The 21996-nt window shown below is 48.0% G+C and carries 17 protein-coding genes, 13 tRNA genes and 4 rRNA genes; 33 read left to right on the forward strand and 1 reads right to left on the reverse strand.

The genetic code is table 11. From position 1 onward, the window contains the following. Positions 1 to 342: 342 nt before the first annotated feature. The 33 genes from AC4G47_RS02925 (at position 343) to AC4G47_RS03085 (ending at position 21316) form a co-directional block, all read left to right on the forward strand. Positions 343 to 531, forward strand: a complete 189-nt coding sequence (locus AC4G47_RS02925) for a hypothetical protein (protein ID WP_017690840.1) — start codon at positions 343 to 345, stop codon at positions 529 to 531. Between the two features lie 133 nt (positions 532 to 664). Beyond that, complete coding sequence (gene map, locus AC4G47_RS02930) at positions 665 to 1426, forward strand: type I methionyl aminopeptidase (RefSeq protein WP_458125163.1); 762 nt, start codon at positions 665 to 667, stop codon at positions 1424 to 1426. A 565-nt stretch (positions 1427 to 1991) separates the two neighbouring features. Further along, positions 1992 to 3044 carry a cytochrome c oxidase subunit II gene (gene coxB, locus AC4G47_RS02935; protein ID WP_491104691.1) on the forward strand — a complete coding sequence of 351 codons (1053 nt, stop codon included), beginning with the start codon at positions 1992 to 1994 and terminating at the stop codon, positions 3042 to 3044. A 71-nt stretch (positions 3045 to 3115) separates the two neighbouring features. Beyond that, complete coding sequence (gene ctaD, locus AC4G47_RS02940) at positions 3116 to 4966, forward strand: cytochrome c oxidase subunit I (RefSeq protein WP_458127143.1); 1851 nt, start codon at positions 3116 to 3118, stop codon at positions 4964 to 4966. After that, positions 4963 to 5589, forward strand: a complete 627-nt coding sequence (locus AC4G47_RS02945) for a cytochrome c oxidase subunit 3 (RefSeq protein WP_047840264.1) — start codon at positions 4963 to 4965, stop codon at positions 5587 to 5589. The genes ctaD and AC4G47_RS02945 overlap by 4 nt, the downstream gene beginning before the upstream one ends. Positions 5590 to 5592: 3 nt before the next feature. After that, complete coding sequence (locus AC4G47_RS02950) at positions 5593 to 5913, forward strand: cytochrome C oxidase subunit IV family protein (protein ID WP_076332731.1); 321 nt, start codon at positions 5593 to 5595, stop codon at positions 5911 to 5913. 108 nt (positions 5914 to 6021) lie between these two features. Continuing rightward, positions 6022 to 6945 (forward strand): cytochrome c oxidase assembly factor CtaG, encoded by a 924-nt coding sequence (gene ctaG / locus AC4G47_RS02955; protein WP_458125165.1) that lies wholly within the window; start codon positions 6022 to 6024, stop codon positions 6943 to 6945. Positions 6946 to 6980: 35 nt separating this feature from the next. Beyond that, entirely contained in the window at positions 6981 to 7445 is a 465-nt protein-coding gene (locus AC4G47_RS02960; protein ID WP_145325545.1) for a DUF420 domain-containing protein, read from the forward strand. A gap of 142 nt (positions 7446 to 7587) precedes the next feature. Continuing rightward, positions 7588 to 7959, forward strand: a complete 372-nt coding sequence (locus AC4G47_RS02965) for a hypothetical protein (RefSeq protein ID WP_074093350.1) — start codon at positions 7588 to 7590, stop codon at positions 7957 to 7959. A 349-nt stretch (positions 7960 to 8308) separates the two neighbouring features. Beyond that, positions 8309 to 9022, forward strand: coding sequence for a hypothetical protein (locus AC4G47_RS02970; RefSeq protein ID WP_491104694.1), 714 nt, complete (start codon positions 8309 to 8311; stop codon positions 9020 to 9022). Positions 9023 to 9114: 92 nt separating this feature from the next. Continuing rightward, positions 9115 to 9504, forward strand: a complete 390-nt coding sequence (locus AC4G47_RS02975) for a GntR family transcriptional regulator (protein ID WP_491106629.1) — start codon at positions 9115 to 9117, stop codon at positions 9502 to 9504. A gap of 14 nt (positions 9505 to 9518) precedes the next feature. Beyond that, on the forward strand, positions 9519 to 10415 hold the full coding sequence (locus AC4G47_RS02980; RefSeq protein WP_491104695.1) for an ATP-binding cassette domain-containing protein: 897 nt from the start codon (positions 9519 to 9521) through the stop codon (positions 10413 to 10415). Positions 10416 to 10435: 20 nt separating this feature from the next. Then, positions 10436 to 11338, forward strand: a complete 903-nt coding sequence (locus tag AC4G47_RS02985; RefSeq protein WP_491106630.1) for an ABC transporter ATP-binding protein — start codon at positions 10436 to 10438, stop codon at positions 11336 to 11338. Then, positions 11331 to 12626, forward strand: coding sequence for an ABC transporter permease (locus AC4G47_RS02990; RefSeq protein WP_491104696.1), 1296 nt, complete (start codon positions 11331 to 11333; stop codon positions 12624 to 12626). Before AC4G47_RS02985 ends, AC4G47_RS02990 begins: the two co-directional genes overlap by 8 nt. 60 nt (positions 12627 to 12686) lie before the next feature. Continuing rightward, positions 12687 to 12971, forward strand: a complete 285-nt coding sequence (locus tag AC4G47_RS02995; RefSeq protein ID WP_491104697.1) for a hypothetical protein — start codon at positions 12687 to 12689, stop codon at positions 12969 to 12971. A gap of 177 nt (positions 12972 to 13148) precedes the next feature. Further along, positions 13149 to 14369 carry a TraB/GumN family protein gene (locus tag AC4G47_RS03000; protein WP_491104699.1) on the forward strand — a complete coding sequence of 407 codons (1221 nt, stop codon included), beginning with the start codon at positions 13149 to 13151 and terminating at the stop codon, positions 14367 to 14369. Positions 14370 to 14951: 582 nt separating this feature from the next. Next, positions 14952 to 16504: ribosomal RNA gene (locus tag AC4G47_RS03005) — 16S ribosomal RNA — on the forward strand. A 156-nt stretch (positions 16505 to 16660) separates the two neighbouring features. Beyond that, a 5S ribosomal RNA gene (rrf, locus tag AC4G47_RS03010) occupies positions 16661 to 16777 on the forward strand. A 36-nt stretch (positions 16778 to 16813) separates the two neighbouring features. Then, positions 16814 to 16890: transfer RNA gene (locus AC4G47_RS03015), tRNA-Ile, on the forward strand. Between the two features lie 22 nt (positions 16891 to 16912). Continuing rightward, positions 16913 to 16988 (forward strand) — tRNA-Ala (locus tag AC4G47_RS03020). A gap of 208 nt (positions 16989 to 17196) precedes the next feature. Further along, positions 17197 to 20124: ribosomal RNA gene (locus AC4G47_RS03025) — 23S ribosomal RNA — on the forward strand. Positions 20125 to 20203: 79 nt separating this feature from the next. After that, a 5S ribosomal RNA gene (gene rrf / locus AC4G47_RS03030) occupies positions 20204 to 20320 on the forward strand. Together the 16S, 23S and 5S rRNA genes with 13 tRNA genes alongside form the textbook arrangement of a ribosomal RNA operon. Positions 20321 to 20404: 84 nt before the next feature. Next, positions 20405 to 20480: transfer RNA gene (locus AC4G47_RS03035), tRNA-Asn, on the forward strand. 3 nt (positions 20481 to 20483) lie between these two features. Continuing rightward, positions 20484 to 20556: transfer RNA gene (locus AC4G47_RS03040), tRNA-Thr, on the forward strand. A 10-nt stretch (positions 20557 to 20566) separates the two neighbouring features. After that, a tRNA-Glu gene (locus AC4G47_RS03045) sits at positions 20567 to 20638 on the forward strand. A 7-nt stretch (positions 20639 to 20645) separates the two neighbouring features. Continuing rightward, positions 20646 to 20721, forward strand: a tRNA-Val gene (locus tag AC4G47_RS03050). Positions 20722 to 20731: 10 nt separating this feature from the next. Next, positions 20732 to 20806: transfer RNA gene (locus AC4G47_RS03055), tRNA-Gln, on the forward strand. Between the two features lie 9 nt (positions 20807 to 20815). Then, positions 20816 to 20891: transfer RNA gene (locus tag AC4G47_RS03060), tRNA-Lys, on the forward strand. A gap of 6 nt (positions 20892 to 20897) precedes the next feature. Beyond that, positions 20898 to 20978 (forward strand) — tRNA-Leu (locus AC4G47_RS03065). Positions 20979 to 20988: 10 nt separating this feature from the next. Then, a tRNA-Gly gene (locus AC4G47_RS03070) sits at positions 20989 to 21063 on the forward strand. A gap of 7 nt (positions 21064 to 21070) precedes the next feature. After that, a tRNA-Arg gene (locus AC4G47_RS03075) sits at positions 21071 to 21147 on the forward strand. A 14-nt stretch (positions 21148 to 21161) separates the two neighbouring features. Then, positions 21162 to 21235, forward strand: a tRNA-Pro gene (locus tag AC4G47_RS03080). 10 nt (positions 21236 to 21245) lie between these two features. Beyond that, positions 21246 to 21316 (forward strand) — tRNA-Gly (locus AC4G47_RS03085). Positions 21317 to 21532: 216 nt separating this feature from the next. Here AC4G47_RS03085 and AC4G47_RS03090 read toward each other — a convergent pair. After that, positions 21533 to 21871 carry a WGxxGxxG family protein gene (locus AC4G47_RS03090; RefSeq protein ID WP_458124230.1) on the reverse strand — a complete coding sequence of 113 codons (339 nt, stop codon included), beginning with the start codon at positions 21869 to 21871 and terminating at the stop codon, positions 21533 to 21535. Between the last annotated feature and the right edge of the window lie 125 nt (positions 21872 to 21996).

Here is a 21996-nt window from a genome sequence, read left to right on the forward strand (position 1 = left end):
TATCCCCCGAATAGTTCAGTGTTATGCTGGATATATTAATTCCGTATAGAATGCTCGTAATCACTACATATGATTCGGAATTAAACTTTTTGGGCATAAGAACCGTTATATTTATTAGAGGAAATCGTCAAGTCGTAAGATACTTCCGAATATGCTACAATAAGATTATGATTCATTCCGAATCATATCGGGTATTTATAGTGTCAGGTACTTGCTTTCTGCGAGGTTCCCGACCTAAAGCTTGCTTTAAGCCGCGCACACAACTTCATGGATGGCATTTAAGACTTATTCGGCATTCTCTAAACGGAGCATTCACTTTCAACGTTTTGGGAGGGAATTACAATGGCAACGAAAGGTCACAATGAGGTCAAAGAAAGTTTGAGGGAAATGACTCGGATTTTCCGTCCTAAGGATCCAAAAAAATTCGTGAAGGAGTACGTGAGAAAATACCGGATTACGGGTGGATATGAGGAAGAATTGACTTCTGTGGTGGAGCATGAGCTTGTCAAGATGGATTCTTCCGTGTCCTGAAACAACACACAACTCTGATTATACTGTTCCGATAATGAATAGAACCGTCTCCCGGGCGTTAAGCTCCGGCAGGCGGTTTTTTTTGCGTTCCTGCTGCATATATATGAGAGTACACCTACAGCGGGAAGGATGAATGCATGTGGACCCTATTTTGAAAACCAAAGAAGAGATTGGCTACATGCGGGAAGCAGGACGAATTTTGCGAAGCTGTCACCAACATATTGAGCAATGGATGGTCCCCGGCATCACAACAGCAGAGATCAACGAGCGTGTTGAAGATTTCCTCGCAGAACATGGGGCAACGCCAGAGCAAAAAGGGTATAAAGGATATCCATACGCGACTTGTGCCTCCGTCAATGAAGTGGTGTGCCACGGATTTCCGAGCAATGAGGAGCTGGCAAGCGGGGATGTGGTGACCATCGATATGGTGGTGAACAAAGACACCTGGCTTGCTGACTCAGCCTGGACATATGGAATTGGTGAACCAAGCAGATCCATTCGCAAGTTGATGAGGCGTACGGAGAAAGCACTTGAGCGAGCCATAGCACAGGCAGTCCCAGGCAATACGCTCGGAGATATTGGAAGCGCCATTGAACGAACAGCCCGACTATATCGGTACGGGATTGTGAAGCCCCTCATCGGTCATGGGATCGGCCAGTATATTCATGAGCCGCCGAATGTACTGCCTTATGGCAAACGCAGAACGGGCATGCTGCTCACCGAGGGGATGGTCATTACGATTGAACCGATCTTTACGAAAGGCAGGTCCGGAGCCGTTATATGGGATGAGGATGGATGGACGGTGAGAACGGTAGATGGCAGTTGGGGAGTTCAGTATGAACACACGGTTGCCATAACTGGGGATGGGCCTTTGATCCTGACCAATGGCACGTGAGATAAGGTCAGTGAAGATGATAACTTGAGTTGAACTTCTCAGAAATGCTCCATGCTGTTTTTGGACTTAATTAAGGCAGTATGGAGCGGTATGTATGGCTTCTGGATTGATATGGAAGATGTTTTCCATAAAAACGAACCTTTCTTTTGCATAATACCGCATGTTTTCAATGTGAGAAAAATCGCCAATAAATCAAGTTTTATCACCGAAATTTGGCAAAAATTTTCAAATGTAGAGTGTAATATTTTTAACTGAAATCGTTTACAAATCAAGTTGCAGAGCGGTTTTTTACATAAAGTGAACAATTTGTGAACATGTGTCCAAAGATTGACAAAATCATACCCTCAACTTATATTTAATAAGTGATTGAAGCATATAGAATGAATTGGAAGAATGCGCAGACATGCCCTGAGCAGGAAATGACGGGAGTACTGGAAGCGTTATTTTTGTAAGCGTTCTGTATGACGAAGAGGATTATGCGTATCGTGCTGAAACGTACCTTTTGTTGCCTTTCTACCGAACGACAACGGTAATCTACGAAAACGTAAAAAAGTGGGGTAGATCAATGATGAAACAGTGGCAGGTTGCAAAGCGAATTCTCCCCTTGCTGGCGGTGTTCTCTTTGCTGCTATCCGCATGCGGGCGGGAAGACTTGTCGGTAATGAAACCTCAGGGTCCTGTGGCGCAAGGCCAATACGATCTGATGAAGCTATCCATCGCGATTATGATCGTGGTGCTCATCATTGTATTCGCCATAGCGGCCTATGTCCTGATCCGGTTTCGCAGACGAGCCGGGCAGACTGAGATGCCCGAACAGGTTGAAGGTAATTTCAAGCTGGAAGTAATATGGACAGCCATTCCGTTATTGCTGGTTATTGTTCTGGCAGTACCGACGGTACAAACGATTTTTGCCCAAGGCGAAGATCTGTCTAATGACAAAAATGCACTTAAGGTCCAAGTCACCTCGCATCAGTATTGGTGGGAATTCACTTATCCTCAATATGACGTAACCACCGCTCAAGATCTCATCATCCCGACCGGAACCAAAATCGCATTTGAATTGAAAACCGCTGACGTGCTTCACTCCTTCTGGGTGCCGTCACTGGCGGGCAAAATGGACACAAACCCGGATGGAACGCTTAACAAGTTCAGTTTCTCCGCACCAAATGAAGGCGTTTACCGCGGTAAATGTGCCGAATTATGTGGCAGATCGCATGCTTTCATGGAATTCAAGGTAAAAGCAGTGAGTCAGGAAGCCTTTGACAGATGGGTGAATCAAATGAAAGCACCCGCAGTCCTTCCTGAAGATGCTCAATTGGCCGAAAAGTTCAAAACAAACTGTCTTTCTTGCCACGCTGTTGGCGATCAAGGTGGACCTGTTGCACCTGACCTGACGGGAATCGGCGGCAAAGAATCTGTCGCAGGCATTCTGCTGAATTATCGTGAGGGGCAGGAAGAAGGTAATCCGGTACTGGATAACATGAAAGAATGGCTCCATGATCCACAATCCGTGAAGCCGGGTAACACCATGCCGAATCCCAAAGATCTTGGGTTGACGGATGAAGAAATCGACGGAATTGCCGAATATCTGGCCAACTACAAATTGGACTATGAATAGAACAGCAAGGACGAAGAAGGGGGTACACAACCTTGGCTCATGCGCATAGCGTCAAGAGGTACAGGGGCTTGATGGATTGGATCACCACCGTCGATCACAAAAAAATTGCCATTCTCTATTTGGTTGCGGGTGGATTTTTCTTTGGAATCGGCGGCATTGAAGCCATTTTGATTCGGATTCAATTGATGAAACCGATGAATGATTTTGTATCAGCACAGGTCTTCAACGAATTGATTACCATGCACGGAACAACGATGATTTTCCTTGGTGTCATGCCGCTTATTTTTGCCATTATGAATGCTGTTGTGCCTTTACAGATCGGGGCACGGGACGTTGCTTTTCCGTTTCTTAACGCGCTTGGTTTCTGGACATTCCTGTTTGGTGGACTGTTACTGAACCTGAGCTGGGTTATGGGCGGAGCACCGGATGCGGGCTGGACTTCATATACGCCGCTTTCGGGCAGTGAATATAGTGGAACACATGGCGTGGATTTCTACACCATAGGCCTTCAGATCGCGGGTCTGGGAACACTTATTGGGGGCATTAACTTCCTCGCGACAATTATTACAATGCGTGCTCCAGGCATGTCTTACATGCGGATGCCGATGTTTACATGGACGACATTTATTACATCTGCTATTATCCTTTTTGCTTTTCCTGCAATCACGGTAGGGCTTGTACTCTTAACGTTTGACCGTATTCTGGGAGCGAATTTCTTCGATGTCGCAGGTGGCGGTAACCCGGTACTCTGGCAGCACATCTTCTGGATCTTCGGACACCCGGAGGTATACATTCTTATCTTGCCGGCATTTGGTATTATCTCGGAGGTTATTCCGACCTTCTCGCGTAAACGGTTGTTCGGATACAGCTCCATGGTATTTGCTACCATCCTGATTGCTTTCCTGGGCTTCATGGTATGGGCGCATCACATGTTTACAACGGGTCTGGGTAATGTAGCCAACGCGCTTTTCTCCATCTCCACGATGTTGATCGCCGTACCTACAGGGATCAAGATTTTTAACTGGCTCTTTACGATGTGGGGTGGGCAGATCCGTTTTACAGCGGCAAACCTGTTCGCAGTTGGATTCGTCCCAACCTTCGTTATGGGTGGCGTTACAGGCGTTATGCTGGCATCTGCTCCGGCAGACTTCCAGTTCCATGATACGTACTTTGTTGTAGCCCATTTCCACTACGTTATTGTTGGGGGACTCGTACTTGGATTGTTCTCAGGATTACATTACTGGTGGCCGAAGATGTTCGGACGTATTCTCAGCGAAACACTGGGCAAATGGACATTCTGGACATTTATGATCGGTTTCCAATTAACGTTCTTTGTACAGCATTTCCTCGGTCTGATGGGGATGCAGCGCCGGATTGTTACATACTTGCCGAATCAGGACTTTGACCTGCTCAATCTGGTCAGCTCCGTCGGTGCATTTCTGATGGGTGTTGGGGTTATCATGTTCCTCGTGAACATCGTGATCACAACGAGAAAACCGGCTGGTGCACCGAATGATCCGTGGGAAGACGGCCGTACACTGGAATGGTCCATTCCATCTCCACCGCCGGAATATAACTTCAAGCAGACTCCGCTGGTACGCGGAATTGATGCTTATTGGAAGGAAAAGATGGCAGGACATACGGAGATGACACCGGCAGAACCTGTAGGTTCGATTCATATGCCTTCAGCAACGCCGCTGCCGTTTGTGATGTCAGTAGGTATCTTTATTGCAGGACTTGGCTTGATGTTCAGCAACGATGAATTTGGAAACGCGTTTATGAATGCCATTTTCAACAATTATATTGTAGTTATTATTGGTCTCGTAATCACATTCGGCGCAATGGCACTTCGTTCACTTTATGATGATCATGGCTGGCATATTGAACCGGAGGATCAGGATGAGAAGGGGGCTAGAACATGACAACCTCACATGCCGAACCGGTGAACGACAAATTGCCGCATGAACCGGAGAAAGCAACGCTGGAAGGACGTAACAAGCTTATTGCCTTCTGGCTGTTCCTTGGCGGCGAGACGGTACTGTTCGGTACACTCTTTGCTACCTTCCTGGCTCTTCGTGGCCAAACCAATGATGGACCTACGGCGAATGAACTGTTCCACCTGCCACTCGTGGCAGCTGCAACGTTCATTCTCCTGGTCAGTAGTTTGACGAGTGTATTTGCCATTCAGGCCATGCATAAGGGCAAACGAGATGCATTGGCATTGTGGCTGGGCATCACAGTGGTACTGGGAATGGGATTTCTCGCACTGGAAATATACGAGTTCTATGAGTATGTGAAACATAAAGAGTTCGGTATGACTACAAGTGCATTCAGTTCAGCATTTTACACACTGGTCGGATTCCACGGAGCCCACGTTGCTTTCGGTATTGTGTGGATCGGAATCATTATCGGGCAGCTGTTCAAAAAAGGATTGACGGTCGTAACTGCACCTAAAGTATACGTCTCCGCAATGTACTGGCACTTTATTGACGTGGTCTGGGTGTTCATCTTTACGGTCGTGTACCTGCTCGGAAAGGTGGGCTAATATATGTCGGCACAGGATAAGACAGATCAACAACCTGTGAAACACCGTCACCGGACGGAAGGGCCACAGAAACACGTCGTAGTGTTTATTTTCTCCATTATTCTCACGCTGATTGCATTTGCGGCCGCTTCTGCCGGAGGGGTCAACACGACCTTTACGATTATTATTTTGCTCGTCATGGCTATTCTTCAGGTATTCGTTCAATTAGGTTACTGGATGCACATGAAGGACAAAGGGCATTTGATGCCGATTCTGTTCATGGCCTTTGGTTTTTTCGTAGCCTTTACGTGCATTATTATGGCACTCTATTGGGTCTGGTGGTAAAAGAGATGGCGGCGGCGCATTGCCGCCGTCTTTTCCCCTTTTTGGCGAACGGATCTTATTCAAGGAATGCTGGCAACAATCAAATTAGGTCACGGGGAGGTTTCCCGTATGCTCGGGTTGCAATACTTTAGCTTCAACGACTTGTGGAGTCCGCTTATATTGGCTTTATTTCTGATCATTGCTGCAGCCTACTTAGTGCTTGTCGGACCGTTAAGCGAGCAAATAAAGGATGCAGAGCCAGCGACTGCTGCACAGAAAATCATGTTTATTACAGGGCTGTTCGTCCTGTATCTGGCCCAAGCGGGGCCCTTTAATCTGCTCGGTCACGTCATGTTTAGCTTCCATATGGTAAGCATGGCGTTCTCTTATCTGGTAGCCCCGCCGCTGATGATGAAAGGATTGCCAATCTGGGTATGGCGGAGAATCGTGCGCTGGTTGCCAACACGTCAGCTATCGTTTCTCGCTCATCCGATCGTTGCGGCAGTGCTCTTTAACGGGCTGTTCTCGCTGTATCACCTGCCGATTGTACATGACTACGTTATGCTGAATTTTACCGTTCACCGGTTGTATTACATTGCACTGTTCATTACTTCCATGCTCATGTGGTGGACATTGCTGAATCCGTTACCAGAAGGCAGACAAGCATCGGGGTTATCCAAGATCGGTTTTATTTTCTTGAATATGGTGCTGCTTACGCCTGCGTGTGGATTGATTATCTTTGCGTCCGAGCCGTTGTATCAGACGTACAGCAACCCGGCAGTATGGGCTGAAGCCATGCGTTATTGTGTGTCCGGAGATTCCACGGCGTTACTTCGCTCATTCGGTGGGCCTGCCTTCTTCAACTTTTTGTCTTCGGCGAAAGAAGATCAGCAAGTTGGTGGCATTGTGATGAAGTTTATTCAGGAGGGGATTTTTGCCTCCATGCTGGCCTATGTCTTTTTCCAATGGTATCGGAAAGAGAAACAGGAAGATGACGATGATTCATATCCCGCAGGAGACACAGGAGGGCCGCTCAATCCGGCTGCCAAATAATTAAGGCAATGTTCTGACAAGAGGGGGAACACACGATGGATATGTATTTTTGGCTACCCACGATCAGCACTTCTTTCATTGTGATTAGTGCAGTACTGGTTGGAATTGGGTGGGCACTGATTATTCGGGGCAAACGTGAGGCACACCAGTCCGCCATGGTCGCAGGAGCGATTGCGGCTCTGATCTTCTTTGTGATCTATATGTCGCGCACGGTATTCGTGGGCAATACAGCTTGGGGCGGGGACCCGGATCTGGAGATCTTTTACCGGATATTTCTGATCTTTCATATCATTCTGGCTACTGTGGCTGCCATATTCGGGATCTCCACACTGGTGCTGGGATTCAAAAAGAAGTTCGGAACGCATCGCCGCTGGGGCAAGTTCACTTCCATGATCTGGTTCGGCTCGGCGCTGACAGGTGTTATCGTGTATGTCCTGTTGTACCTGTTATATCCTGGTGGCCATACACGTCCGGTATGGGAAGCCATTCTCGGCGTATAAAGAAGACATCTCACTATCGGCTTTCTTGGGTGCAAGCTACTCATTTCTTCTGAAAATATGAAAATGGACGAATCTAGCAGATAATTCGTCCACGCTTCCTCTCTCATTCATTCATAGAATGAGTTCGAGAGGGGGGAACAAAATGAAAAAGACAGTCAACGTCAGTCAAACGTATCCACGTCTTACGGTGTATTCAGAAGAGAACTACAGAGGGAGAAGCCGCATCTATCGTGGCAACACGGGTCTTCGTAACCTGGACAATATTTTGGACGGGGTGGAGAGTCTGCGCTTCTTCTCTACAAGTTCGAATGCAACGCTGGTTGTGTTTACGCGCCCTAACTTTCAAGGTGGGTTCCGAGTCTTCCGAGGCAATACCAACTTGAGAGATTTGGATGATCTGATCCGAGGTAATGACGTGGAATCCCTGATCTCTACGAATCAGCGGTTGACTCTGGCCGAGATTCGTGCGATCCGCGCCAACCGCAGTCTGCCTAGTGGTTATAACCTCGTTTAATCCCAAGGCCTCTTCTTCTAACAGGTGCTAGAGAACGGCAAAAGGCTGTATCCGAAATTGTGTTTACGCACAATAACGGGTACAGCTCTTTTTTTGTTTTTGGCTTGGTGACGACGAGGTTCATCCTGGAGGATCAACCAGCCAATCCATATCTGGAACCTTCTTTATTCGAATCAGTATTGTGTTTTATTTTAACGTAAATTAGAACGATGTCCCATCTCGTCTTCCTGATTAAGGAAAATTAGGGGTTGACGGGATCAGAAATGGGTCTGTATACTGTGTATATTGATATATACAGTAATCACAGTAAGCAACATGAGTGAATGACAGGTGAAAGGCAGGCATGCATATGAACGAATGGAAGCAGGCATGGTGGTTGACCCGCAGCCAGATGAGTAAGGATAGACTCCAATGGCTATGGTCTGCAATATTCATGATATACACTGGCGGCATGAGCGGTGTGATGTTAATAGGACAACAACAGACGGATTTCATTAATCCTGTAGTGGATTCCTTCTTTTTGATCATGTTGCCATTTCAAGGGTTCATGTTCTGCAGGCGCTCCTTCCGTTACATACAGGAGGATTCCTATACGCAGATGCTGGCCTACTATCGCAGAATTCCCATCCCTGAACAAACGGTGATGTGGTCCAGACTACAGCAGTCTCTGATGGCGTTTACATATAATGGTATCTTTTTCTACGGATCATTATATGTGGTTGACCTTCATGCCGCAGGATTCCGATGGGATCAATATCTGGCCTTTAGCCTTACCTGTACAGGTTATGGACTTTTGGTAACAGGATTGTATATTTACGGAGAGTTTCTGCACAGTGGCAAGAAATACTTGGTTCTCAGTACGCTTTTTATACCCATCGCGATTGGCATATCCTTACTGATTCGAATGTCAGGCAGTTACGGCTTTCGAATGGTGATGGATGTAAGTAAATCATGGGGTCTTCTTTCCCCAATTATGTGGATTGCTCTGTTGGCTGGCGTAGCGGGATTATGGCTGTTTAGTCGCTTAACGCTAAAGAAGTTGGTTCACCGAGATCTGAGTTAAATGTATGAGATATAAGTTTATGTACGAATACAGGATGAAGCCGGCTCGGTCAGGTAACAGACTGGAGTGTACCGGAGGGCGAGGTGCAAGATGTGAAAATACCCATTCAAATTAATGAAAATAGCGCTGAACCTTTATACCACCAAATTGAAAATCAGTTAAGATCTTTAATTATTACGGGTCAGTTGGGGGAGGGGACACATTTGCCATCCATTCGAGAGTTCGCCGGAGCGCTGAATTGCAGTGTTATTACGGTTAGACGGGTCTATCAGGATCTGGAGAATGAAGGTCTGCTTCGTACGAAGCAGGGGACAGGTACATTTGTGGCCCAGGTAGAAGCCGGCGATAGAGAAAATTATAGATTGAAGGCTGCACAGGAAGCGATGGAAGCAGCGGTGCAGTCCGGGAAAGCGGTAGGATGCACGGAAGAAGAGATGAAGAGTCTTTTCCGGGACGTTCTAAAGGCTGTTTACTCGAAGTGAGGGAGTGATTCATCATGGAACCTATAGCTGTTCAGTTGAACGGCGTATCCAAAATGCGAAAACGCAGAGTCATTGGCCCAATCGATCTGTCTATTCCCGAAGGGTACGTCGTTGCCATTCTGGGGCATAACGGTTCGGGCAAAAGCACGCTTCTCAATATGCTGCAACAAGTGGTACTGCCAGATAGTGGCCAGATCACATGGTTTGGGAAGGAGCATGAGGGAGTGCTCCCCATTGAACTGAGACAGCAAATCGGTTTTGTGGCTGATAATGCCGGGCTCGAAGAGAACCGGATTACTGCACAGGAAGCAGCCGATTTTCGGGCCTACTGGTACCCGCGCTGGGATATGGAGTTGTTTAACCAACTCATGAATGAGATGGATGTGCCGAATGATGTGAAGCTAATCAAGATGTCCAAAGGAGAAAGACGGAAATTCGAGATTGCAGCTGCACTCGCAGCTCGCCCGAGACTATTGCTTTTGGATGAGCCTTCGTCCGGTCTGGACCCCTTTGCCTGGAAGGTCATGGTCGAACAGTTTCGAAGCTTTATGGCAGGAGGAGATACCACGATTCTGATTGCCACGCACATTGCGGATGAAGTCAAGAAGCTTGCGGATTACATCGTATTGATGCACCGTGGTCAGTCGCTGGGGATGGCCGAGAAAGATATCGTGCTCGATCAGTGGAAAGAGATCTGGTATGAAGGGGATCTGCGGCCCGAGAGTATTCCTGGCATTGTAGAGTCGCATCTGGAAGAGAATGGTTTGATTCGCGTGATAACAACCCGCGTCACTGAGGCGCAGGAGAGACTCGAACTTGCAGGCAGCCGGGTATTGAAAATCCGTAACCTGGAATTGGATGAAGTATTGGCATTCTGGATTGCCGGGTATGCACCCGTACAGTGGAAATAACCGAAGGGAGACGATAAATGATGAACCGATTGGAATTGAAGCAAGTCGTCAAGCAATATGCAGACAAAACAGCCGTAAATGGAGTCACGCTCAATGTAAAAGAAGGGGAGATTTACGGACTGCTCGGAGCCAATGGTGCAGGTAAAACAACAACAATGCGTATGGTGCTTGGACTGATCCACCCGGATGGCGGTAGCATCCAGTACAATGGCAAGTCATACAGCACAGAATTACAACAGATTATGGGTTACCTCCCGGAAGAACGCGGATTGTACCCGAAGGTGAAGGTCAGCGAACAGATCAATTATCTGGCCCGGCTTCGTGGGATGAGTGGCAAAGATGCAGACCAGAGTCTCAAATACTGGCTTGAACGGTTCGAAGTACCGGAGTATTACGATAAGAAGATTGAGGAGTTATCCAAAGGAAATCAGCAGAAAATGGGCTTTATCGCCGCCGTAGTTCACAGACCGCAGATTCTTATTCTGGATGAAGCGTTCAGCGGACTTGATCCAGTGAACGTGGAAATACTTAAATCCACTGTCAAGGAATTGCGTGATGAAGGAACAGCGATACTGTTCTCCACACACCGGATGGAGCACGTTGAAGAATTATGCCGTCAGATTACTATTCTGCATCGCTCCAATACCGTAGTGCAAGGAGAGATCAAAGAGATCAAGAGCCGTTATCCGCGTGAGCAAGTGTATCTGAATACGCTTGGAAGTGTGGATGGACTGGAACAATTGCCTGGTGTGAAGAAAGTCGAGCGGAATGAGCGTGGATACCTGATACATATCGGCCAGGTGGAAGCCGCTCAGGAGATTCTGAGAACTGCGATGGCACAGACCACAGTGGAGCACTTTGAGATCAAGGAACCAACGCTTAACCAAATCTTTATTCGTGAGGTAGGTGAGTCGAATGAATAAAATGGGAACGATTACGGGGTTTACTTTTAAAAACAAGGTTAAAACGAAATCATTCATGGTGACGACCATTGTACTTGCACTTTTAATTTCTATAGGACTCAATGTTCCATATTTCATTACCTTATTCAATGGTGGTTCCATTGGTGGGGCTTCTGGTAGCAACCCTGTAAATATTGGTCTTCTGAGTACAGGGCAGCCTGAGGTTTCCGAGAAACTGGAGAGCTTCTCTTCAGCCCAAGGGGATCAGGCCTATCGATTCATTACCAGTGGTGACAAAGATGAGGCGGCTCTCAAAGCAGATGCAGAAGCTGGGCTTACTGATGGCTATCTGAAGTTTGAAACTGTTGCAGGGCAGGAGTTCCCTCAGCCGATTCTCTATTCAACCGAAGAAGTCTCACCTCAGATCATTGCATCCATCGAAGCTGCGTTGCAAAGTGTGAAGCTGGATGTGGTTGTGAAGGATGTGCTCACAGCGGAGCAGAAGGAACTGATTACAACACCTGTGAAGCTCACCGAACAAAGCCTGAGTACAGATGAGAGTGGAGTCGGTACTGAGTCTGAAGGTGCAATGAGCCCGATTAACTATATTGTGGTGTACTTGCTGATCATCCTGCTGTTCACCTCGACTATGATGACGGGTAATATGATTGCTTCTGAGATCACAGCTGAGAAGAGCTCGCGTATTATGGAGATTCTGATTACAAGTGTATCTCCGCTCAGTCAGATGTTTGGTAAAATCATCGGTATCTTCATGGTGGGTATGCTGCAAATCGGGATATTCGGAGCAGTGGTTGCCGGAAATGTCTTGCTGCCACATAACCGTGCAGTGTTAGGTGATTTCAATATGAATGTAAGTGATGTGAATATTGCGGTTATTGTATATGGACTTATATTCTACATTCTGGGTTACTTCTTATATGCCGTGTTGTTCGCTGCCATTGGTTCAATGGTAAGTCGTACTGAAGAACTCGGTCAGGCGGTTCTGCCAATCACGATGCTGTCGCTCGTTTCCTTCTATATTGCGATCTTCAGTATTGCTACACCGAACATTCTGTTGTTGAAAATCGCAAGCTTCATTCCGTTCACGTCGCCGACCGCGATTCTGGTACGAATCGGCGCAGGAGTTGCACCGACTTGGGAGATTCTAACTTCATTAGCGATTCTCATCGTATCCATTATCATCTTCGGATGGCTTGCAGCCAAAATCTATCGCACAGGTGTGCTGATGTACGGTAAACGTCCAACCTTCAAGGAATTATTCAAGGCCATGAAGGCGTATAAGATTTAAGATAGATGGTGCTGTGTGTGTTGTGCGTTGTCATATTAAATCGAGTTCAGGAGAGGGTTAATGATCATGCAGCAGTTAAAAGGGTTCTATATACAGTTTTTGAGGGAACCCCTGTGGTTTAAAGCATTGATTCTGACTACATTGCTACTTTCAATTGTATTTAGCAGTTCAGCCTTTTCCGAGCAGGGCAACTACCAAAGCATCTCTAAATTAGCTATCGCTATTTTCTTCGTCGTATACGGAGTGAAGCTGCGGGGTAATCGGAAGGTTTCTATAGCGTTCTTTTTCCTGGCGCTGATCAGTATCTATTTATCATGGAATAGCTTAAACTTTGCGAATATCTAGCATTGAACCTATATGACGGTTTCATTTTTATTGTTTCTTATCTAATGAGAGATGAAGGGAGAAAGTGCTGCTCCGTTTTTGGAGTGGCACCATTTCCTACCTTTATCCGTAGTATCTAAGTATGTCCTTTCTATTAAAATGATTGGCAACTATATCTATTAAAGGAGAATACATAATATGAAGAATTGGAAACGCACGCTCTTATCTCTTACAATCTCGGTAGGTTTGCTCGCATCTGCAGTGCCGGCAATGGCGGCTCCTCAGGGAACTTCGGTCATGGTCAATGATCAAGCTGTGAAATATGCTACAGGAGCGCCGATCCTGGAGCAAGGCACAACACTGGTTCCGCTGCGCACTACGCTGGATGCCATGGACGTGAAGCTAACGACTGCGACCGATGATACGATCACGGCTGTGGTAGATGGCAAAACAATTACACTCAAAAGCAAACTTACACGCATCAACGGTGTAACGTATGCTCCAATCCGCGTTGTTGGTGATGCAGCGGGTTATGAAGTGCGTTGGGATGCTGCAACGCGCACAGTGTTGTTGGTATCCAAAGACGGAGCAACTGAAACTGCTCAAACCGGTGGACGCGGCTTCATGTGGGAAGTTGAAAGCAATGGAAACACGGTCTATCTGGTAGGTTCAATGCATATTGCGGATGAGAGCTTCTACCCACTGCGTCCAGAGTTCGAAGAGGCTTTTGCTGAAGCTGATTATCTCGGCGTAGAGATTGATATAAGCAAAGCCGCTGATGAAGAGCAGCAAAAGCTGGTTCTGAGTCTGGGTTCGTATCAAGATGGCACAACACTGAAAGATCATATATCAAGTGAAACGTATGCTAAACTGGGCGATGTATTGAAGAAAAATGGTCTGGAGCCTAACGCTTTGGATGCATTTAAGCCTTGGGTAGTAGAAAGTACACTCGCAAGTTTGAAGTCGGCAACGGCAGGATACGAAGCGTCGGCAGGAGTAGATTTGTATTTTATCCAGAAGGCGATCGAGCGCAAACTCCCAGTTATTGAGTTGGAGAGTTATCAATCTCAACTTGGCATGTTTAACGACTTTTCCAAAGAGACACAAGAGGAAACACTAAAAGCGACAATTGAAAACTTCGATATGCTCGATAGCAGTGTGAATGAAATGGCTGAGATGTGGAAAACGGGTAATGACGAGCAACTGCTTGAACTGACAAATAGCTTCTCCACTAACGAGGAGTACAACAAAGCAATGCTGGTTGATCGTAATATCGGTATGGCGGATAAAATTGATGGCTACCTGAAAAACGGCAAAGGCGAGGAGTATTTCATTGTTGTCGGCGCGGCACACTATCTGGGCGATCACGGGATCGTGAAACTGCTTGAGGATAAAGGGTATAAAGTAGAACGTAAATAAATGTAGATTATTTTTAGAAGGTAACCCTTTCGTCTCGAATATGAGAGTTGAGAGGGTTATCTTCTATATATAGAGGAAAGACAGATTAAGTAGAAAAGATTAAGCTGCAAGATAATACAATTGAACCTAAGGTTTCATCCTAGATTCAAGGTCCGTAATACAGTTAAAATATGGATTTGTTATTTTAATAATTATCTCTTTACAAGTACTTGTTCCGCATGGTATATTATTAGTCCGGCCAAGAAAACACGGTTTACACGGTGCGGCAAGCGAATGAAATAAGCTTCGAAAGAAACTTATAAAAAGGGCTTGCAAAGTTGGTTCGGACATGATAATATATAAGAGTTGTTGAAGAGAACAACCTTCGGTAACGAAACAAGTTTGATCTTTGAAAACTGAACAACGAGTGAGTAAACATTCTGCTTGCAGAATGAACGCGAAAGTTTGAAACAAGCCTTGGCTTGGATCGACTGGAGCACAAAAGAGATTTTTAATCTCGTCAGATTCAAAATGAGCTTATCGCTCTTTTCAAATACTTGAGATGATTTTCATAGCGTTTAACCGCGCTACTGAAATTCATCTTTATTGGAGAGTTTGATCCTGGCTCAGGACGAACGCTGGCGGCATGCCTAATACATGCAAGTCGAGCGGAGTTGATAGGAAGCTTGCTTCCTGGATACTTAGCGGCGGACGGGTGAGTAACACGTAGGCAACCTGCCCTCAAGTTTGGGACAACTACCGGAAACGGTAGCTAATACCGAATAGTTGTTTTCTTCGCCTGAAGAGAACTGGAAAGACGGAGCAATCTGTCACTTGGGGATGGGCCTGCGGCGCATTAGCTAGTTGGTGAGGTAACGGCTCACCAAGGCGACGATGCGTAGCCGACCTGAGAGGGTGATCGGCCACACTGGGACTGAGACACGGCCCAGACTCCTACGGGAGGCAGCAGTAGGGAATCTTCCGCAATGGGCGAAAGCCTGACGGAGCAATGCCGCGTGAGTGATGAAGGTTTTCGGATCGTAAAGCTCTGTTGCCAGGGAAGAACGCTTGGGAGAGTAACTGCTCTCAAGGTGACGGTACCTGAGAAGAAAGCCCCGGCTAACTACGTGCCAGCAGCCGCGGTAATACGTAGGGGGCAAGCGTTGTCCGGAATTATTGGGCGTAAAGCGCGCGCAGGCGGTCATTTAAGTCTGGTGTTTAATCCCGGGGCTCAACCCCGGATCGCACTGGAAACTGGGTGACTTGAGTGCAGAAGAGGAGAGTGGAATTCCACGTGTAGCGGTGAAATGCGTAGATATGTGGAGGAACACCAGTGGCGAAGGCGACTCTCTGGGCTGTAACTGACGCTGAGGCGCGAAAGCGTGGGGAGCAAACAGGATTAGATACCCTGGTAGTCCACGCCGTAAACGATGAGTGCTAGGTGTTAGGGGTTTCGATACCCTTGGTGCCGAAGTTAACACATTAAGCACTCCGCCTGGGGAGTACGGTCGCAAGACTGAAACTCAAAGGAATTGACGGGGACCCGCACAAGCAGTGGAGTATGTGGTTTAATTCGAAGCAACGCGAAGAACCTTACCAGGTCTTGACATCCCTCTGACCGGTACAGAGATGTATCTTTCCTTCGGGACAGAGGAGACAGGTGGTGCATGGTTGTCGTCAGCTCGTGTCGTGAGATGTTGGGTTAAGTCCCGCAACGAGCGCAACCCTTATATTTAGTTGCCAGCACTTCGGGTGGGCACTCTAGATAGACTGCCGGTGACAAACCGGAGGAAGGTGGGGATGACGTCAAATCATCATGCCCCTTATGACCTGGGCTACACACGTACTACAATGGCCGGTACAACGGGCTGCGAAATCGCGAGATGGAGCCAATCCCAACAAAGCCGGTCTCAGTTCGGATTGCAGGCTGCAACTCGCCTGCATGAAGTCGGAATTGCTAGTAATCGCGGATCAGCATGCCGCGGTGAATACGTTCCCGGGTCTTGTACACACCGCCCGTCACACCACGAGAGTTTATAACACCCGAAGTCGGTGGGGTAACCGCAAGGAGCCAGCCGCCGAAGGTGGGATAGATGATTGGGGTGAAGTCGTAACAAGGTAGCCGTATCGGAAGGTGCGGCTGGATCACCTCCTTTCTATGGAGAATCGTTTCCTGTAACGGAAACATTCAAATAAGCAGGTTCTTAGAACCTGCGACCGCAATTCATTTCGGTCCTTCACCTTGGTGTGGATGAAATGAAGAGCAAAACACTCACTCGTTGCTCAGTTTTGAGAGCTCAAACTCTCAAACGTTTGGTGGCGATAGCGAAGGGGTTCCACACGTTCCCATCCCGAACACGACCGTTAAGCCCTTCAGCGTCAATGGTACTTGGACCGCAGGGTCCTGGGAGAGTAGAACGCCGCCAAGCGTAACCCATTTTGGGTTCAAATAGTATATATAATGTGGGCCCTTAGCTCAGTTGGTTAGAGCGCACCTCTGATAAGGGTGAGGCCGGTGGTTCGAGTCCACCAGGGCCCACCATCTACACCTTTTAACTTCATATGGGGCCATAGCTCAGCTGGGAGAGCGCCTGCCTTGCAAGCAGGAGGTCAGCGGTTCGATCCCGCTTGGCTCCACCAAAATTGTTTTACAAGTTTGTTCTTTGAAAACTAGATATCGAAACGAAAGTAATGCGAATTAGAACATTCCTTTTTAGCTGAACTTGTGATAAAACAAGTTTCAATAAAAACGGTAGTTAATTGCTTTTGCGATGGTATTGAATGGGAGTGACTTTTGGCTTTGCGCAAGCAAAACAAGGGAAGCGAGCAATCAAAACCGGAGCAATATGGTTAAGCTACTAAGAGCACACGGAGGATGCCTAGGCGCTAGGAGCCGATGAAGGACGTGGCGAACAACGAAACTGCCTCGGGGAGCTGTAAGCAAGCTTTGATCCGGGGGTGTCCGAATGGGGAAACCCAGCTGGGGTAATTTCCAGTTACTCACAACTGAATACATAGGTTGTGCAGAGGCATACCAGGGGAACTGAAACATCTAAGTACCCTGAGGAAGAGAAAACAATAGTGATTCCGTCAGTAGCGGCGAGCGAACGCGGAGAAGCCCAAACCAGAGAGCTTGCTCTTTGGGGTTGTGGGACGTCTCACATGGAGTTACAAAGGAACCGGTTAAACGAAGAGGTCTGGAAAGGCCCGCCAAAGAAGGTAAAAGCCCTGTAATTGAAAGTTGGTTCCCTCCGAGACGGATCCCGAGTAGTGCGGGGCACGTGAAACCCCGTATGAATCCGGCAGGACCATCTGCCAAGGCTAAATACTTCCTAGCGACCGATAGTGAAGCAGTACCGTGAGGGAAAGGTGAAAAGCACCCCGGAAGGGGAGTGAAATAGAACCTGAAACCGTGTGCTTACAAAAAGTCAGAGCCCGTTTTAGGGGTGATGGCGTGCCTTTTGTAGAATGAACCGGCGAGTTACGTTCCCGTGCAAGGTTAAGGTGAAGAGCCGGAGCCGCAGCGAAAGCGAGTCTGAATAGGGCGAATTAGTACGTGGACGTAGACCCGAAACCGGGTGATCTACCCCTGTCCAGGGTGAAGGTGCGGTAACACGCACTGGAGGCCCGAACCCACGCATGTTGAAAAATGCGGGGATGAGGTGGGGGTAGCGGAGAAATTCCAATCGAACTCGGAGATAGCTGGTTCTCCCCGAAATAGCTTTAGGGCTAGCCTCGGAAAACAGAGTCGTGGAGGTAGAGCACTGATTGGGTGCGGGGCCCGCAAGGGTTACCAAGCTCAGTCAAACTCCGAATGCCATAGACTTACTTCCGGGAGTCAGACAGTGAGTGCTAAGATCCATTGTCAAAAGGGAAACAGCCCAGACCATCAGCTAAGGTCCCCAAGTGTGTGTTAAGTGGGAAAGGATGTGGAGTTGCACAGACAACCAGGATGTTGGCTTAGAAGCAGCCATCATTTAAAGAGTGCGTAATAGCTCACTGGTCGAGTGACTCTGCGCCGAAAATGTAACGGGGCTAAACACACCACCGAAGCTATGGCTTGATGCTTTGCATCAGGGGTAGGGGAGCGTTGTATAAGGGTTGAAGGTGTACCGTAAGGAGCGCTGGACATTATACAAGTGAGAATGCCGGTATGAGTAACGAAAAGATCAGTGAGAATCTGATCCGCCGAAAGCCTAAGGGTTCCTGAGGAAGGCTCGTCCGCTCAGGGTAAGTCGGGACCTAAGGCGAGGCCGAAAGGCGTAGTCGAAGGACAACAGGTCGAAATTCCTGTACCACCGTAAGCCGTTATGAGCAATGGGGGGACGCAGTAGGGTAGTGACGCAGACTGATGGATGTCTGTCCAAGCAGTAAGGCTGATGTGTAGGCAAATCCGCACATCGTAAGGCTGAGCTGTGATGGGGAGTGAAAATTACAGTAGCGAAGGTCATGATCTCACACTGCCAAGAAAAGCCTCTAGCCAGGTGATGGTGCCCGTACCGCAAACCGACACAGGTAGGCGAGAAGAGTATTCTAAGGCGCGCGGAAGAACTCTCGTTAAGGAACTCGGCAAAATGACCCCGTAACTTCGGGAGAAGGGGTGCCCCGGTAGTGTGAATAGCACGAGGGGGCCGCAGTGAAAAGGCCCAAGCGACTGTTTAGCAAAAACACAGGTCTGTGCGAAGCCGTAAGGCGAAGTATACGGGCTGACGCCTGCCCGGTGCTGGAAGGTTAAGGGGAGTGGTTAGGGACTAGTCCCGAAGCTTTGAACCGAAGCCCCAGTAAACGGCGGCCGTAACTATAACGGTCCTAAGGTAGCGAAATTCCTTGTCAGGTAAATTCTGACCCGCACGAATGGCGTAACGACTTGGGCGCTGTCTCAACGAGAGATCCGGTGAAATTTTAATACCTGTGAAGATGCAGGTTACCCGCGACAAGACGGAAAGACCCCATGGAGCTTTACTGCAGCTTGATATTGAATTTGGGTACGATCTGTACAGGATAGGTGGGAGCCTTTGAAGCGTGAGCGCCAGCTTGCGTGGAGGCAACGTTGGGATACCACCCTGATCGTATCTAGGTTCTAACCTGGTACCGTAATCCGGTGCGGGGACAGTGTCAGGTGGGCAGTTTGACTGGGGCGGTCGCCTCCTAAAGAGTAACGGAGGCGCCCAAAGGTTCCCTCAGAATGGTTGGAAATCATTCGAAGAGTGCAAAGGCATAAGGGAGCTTGACTGCGAGACCTACAAGTCGAGCAGGGACGAAAGTCGGGCTTAGTGATCCGGTGGTACCGCATGGAAGGGCCATCGCTCAACGGATAAAAGCTACCCTGGGGATAACAGGCTTATCTCCCCCAAGAGTCCACATCGACGGGGAGGTTTGGCACCTCGATGTCGGCTCATCGCATCCTGGGGCTGAAGTAGGTCCCAAGGGTTGGGCTGTTCGCCCATTAAAGCGGTACGCGAGCTGGGTTCAGAACGTCGTGAGACAGTTCGGTCCCTATCTGTCGTGGGCGTAGGAAATTTGAGAGGAGCTGTCCTTAGTACGAGAGGACCGGGATGGACGTACCGCTGGTGTACCAGTTGTTCCGCCAGGAGCACCGCTGGGTAGCTATGTACGGAAGGGATAAACGCTGAAAGCATCTAAGCGTGAAGCCCCCCTCAAGATGAGATTTCCCAGTATGTAAGACCCCTTGAAGACGACGAGGTAGATAGGCTGGGGGTGGAAGTGCAGCAATGCATGGAGCTGACCAGTACTAATCGGTCGAGGGCTTATCCAATTTGCAAGTTTGAATTCGCATGTTTCGTTTCGAATCTAGTTTTCAGAGAACAACTCTGAAATGTAAGCTAAGCTATGCGTTTGGTGGCGATGGCGGAGGGGTTCCACACGTACCCATCCCGAACACGACCGTTAAGCCCTCTAGCGCCGATGGTACTTGGACCGCAGGGTCCTGGGAGAGTAGGACGCCGCCAAGCGAACTCTTTCATCATACATAGAAAACAGGCTCTGCATGTGGACGTTGTACGATGAATTGCATTTGCACCGCAAATGCATATTATTCCCTGATAGCTCAGTTGGTAGAGCACTCGACTGTTAATCGAGTTGTCACAGGTTCGAGCCCTGTTCGGGGAGCCATTTGCTCTCATAGCTCAGTAGGTAGAGTGCATCCATGGTAAGGATGAGGTCACCGGTTCGATCCCGGTTGAGAGCTTTGAAAATGGGGCCCGTTGGTCAAGGGGTTAAGACACCTCCCTTTCACGGAGGTAACAGGGGTTCGAATCCCCTACGGGTCATATAGATGGAGGCTTAGCTCAGCTGGGAGAGCATCTGCCTTACAAGCAGAGGGTCGGGGGTTCGATCCCCTCAGCCTCCACCATCTAATTTAATGGGGATTAGCCAAGCGGTAAGGCAACGGACTTTGACTCCGTCATGCATAGGTTCAAATCCTATATCCCCAGCCATTTTATTATGAGTCATTAGCTCAGTTGGTAGAGCACCTGACTTTTAATCAGGGTGTCGAAGGTTCGAGCCCTTCATGACTCACCATCATATGCGCGTGTGGCGGAATTGGCAGACGCACTAGACTTAGGATCTAGCGTCTTTGACGTGGGGGTTCAAGTCCCTCCACGCGCATCCCTTATTTGCGGAAGTGGCTCAGCGGTAGAGCATCGCCTTGCCAAGGCGAGGGTCGCGGGTTCGATTCCCGTCTTCCGCTCCATTATTTTGCGCCCTTAGCTCAGCTGGATAGAGCGTTTGACTACGAATCAAAAGGCCGGGAGTTCGAATCTCTCAGGGCGCGCCATTATTTTTTAGTATCGGGATGTAGCTCAGCTTGGTAGAGCACCTGGTTTGGGACCAGGGGGTCGCATGTTCAAATCGTGTCATCCCGATTGTTGTTATGCGGGTGTAGTTCAATGGTAGAACTTTAGCCTTCCAAGCTAATAGCGTGGGTTCGATTCCCATCACCCGCTTACATGATATAAAGAAAAAGTCTTTGCAGATGCAGAGGCTTTTTTGATTTGTATTTTACGGTATGAAACATCAATTATTATATGTATTACATTTCTGCTTAAAAGAGCCAAGACCCCTTTTCAATTAAATAGGGAGGTCTTGGCTCTTGTGTTTACTCCTGCTTCTAAGGTACCGCCAAAATGCAGCGGTAGTGTTGTAACGTGCCTTAATTTCTGTTAACGATCGTTACGATCCGTAACTCTTTTACGCATGCCAGCTAGACCCAACAGTCCCAGCAAACCGAGCCAGCCCCAATCCATACCGTTGTCACGGTCGGTGGTATTGGCATTAGCACGAACATTATTGGCACGATAGTCACCATTGTTGCGGTAGTTCCCATTCATGTTCATGTTGGTGTTGGTGTTTGTACGGTCCATGTTGTTGGTGTCCTGATAAGACTGGACACGTGAACCATTAGTAGCCATTGCGTTGGTCATATGACCATCAGCAGCAGCAGGGCCAGCTATTGACGCGACAAGAAGCACAGAAGCAATAATAGTTGTGACTTTTTTCATGATTTGGATTCCTCCTTTTTTGGTAAGAGCCTATAGACTAATCTGCCCAAGAAGGTAAGAATATTATGTAGAAATGGTCTGTTAAGATATTCCTTTGATTACACTTGTTTATCAAACATACATAA

This window comes from Paenibacillus sp. Negev47, from assembly GCF_058313655.1.

Excerpts from the sequence above, each read along its gene's own strand:
- ctaG (WP_458125165.1), top strand. The coding sequence starts at position 6,022 with ATGCTCGGGTTGCAATACTTTAGCTTCAACGACTTGTGGAGTCCGCTT.
- AC4G47_RS02950 (WP_076332731.1), top strand. The coding sequence starts at position 5,593 with ATGTCGGCACAGGATAAGACAGATCAACAACCTGTGAAACACCGTCAC.
- AC4G47_RS02925 (WP_017690840.1), top strand. The coding sequence starts at position 343 with ATGGCAACGAAAGGTCACAATGAGGTCAAAGAAAGTTTGAGGGAAATG.
- AC4G47_RS02965 (WP_074093350.1), top strand. The coding sequence starts at position 7,588 with ATGAAAAAGACAGTCAACGTCAGTCAAACGTATCCACGTCTTACGGTG.
- AC4G47_RS03090 (WP_458124230.1), bottom strand. The coding sequence starts at position 21,871 with ATGAAAAAAGTCACAACTATTATTGCTTCTGTGCTTCTTGTCGCGTCA.
- AC4G47_RS03000 (WP_491104699.1), top strand. The coding sequence starts at position 13,149 with ATGAAGAATTGGAAACGCACGCTCTTATCTCTTACAATCTCGGTAGGT.
- ctaD (WP_458127143.1), top strand. The coding sequence starts at position 3,116 with ATGGATTGGATCACCACCGTCGATCACAAAAAAATTGCCATTCTCTAT.
- coxB (WP_491104691.1), top strand. The coding sequence starts at position 1,992 with ATGATGAAACAGTGGCAGGTTGCAAAGCGAATTCTCCCCTTGCTGGCG.
- AC4G47_RS02985 (WP_491106630.1), top strand. The coding sequence starts at position 10,436 with ATGAACCGATTGGAATTGAAGCAAGTCGTCAAGCAATATGCAGACAAA.
- AC4G47_RS02995 (WP_491104697.1), top strand. The coding sequence starts at position 12,687 with ATGATCATGCAGCAGTTAAAAGGGTTCTATATACAGTTTTTGAGGGAA.
- AC4G47_RS02970 (WP_491104694.1), top strand. The coding sequence starts at position 8,309 with ATGAACGAATGGAAGCAGGCATGGTGGTTGACCCGCAGCCAGATGAGT.
- AC4G47_RS02990 (WP_491104696.1), top strand. The coding sequence starts at position 11,331 with ATGAATAAAATGGGAACGATTACGGGGTTTACTTTTAAAAACAAGGTT.
- AC4G47_RS02945 (WP_047840264.1), top strand. The coding sequence starts at position 4,963 with ATGACAACCTCACATGCCGAACCGGTGAACGACAAATTGCCGCATGAA.
- map (WP_458125163.1), top strand. The coding sequence starts at position 665 with ATGCATGTGGACCCTATTTTGAAAACCAAAGAAGAGATTGGCTACATG.
- AC4G47_RS02980 (WP_491104695.1), top strand. The coding sequence starts at position 9,519 with ATGGAACCTATAGCTGTTCAGTTGAACGGCGTATCCAAAATGCGAAAA.
- AC4G47_RS02960 (WP_145325545.1), top strand. The coding sequence starts at position 6,981 with ATGGATATGTATTTTTGGCTACCCACGATCAGCACTTCTTTCATTGTG.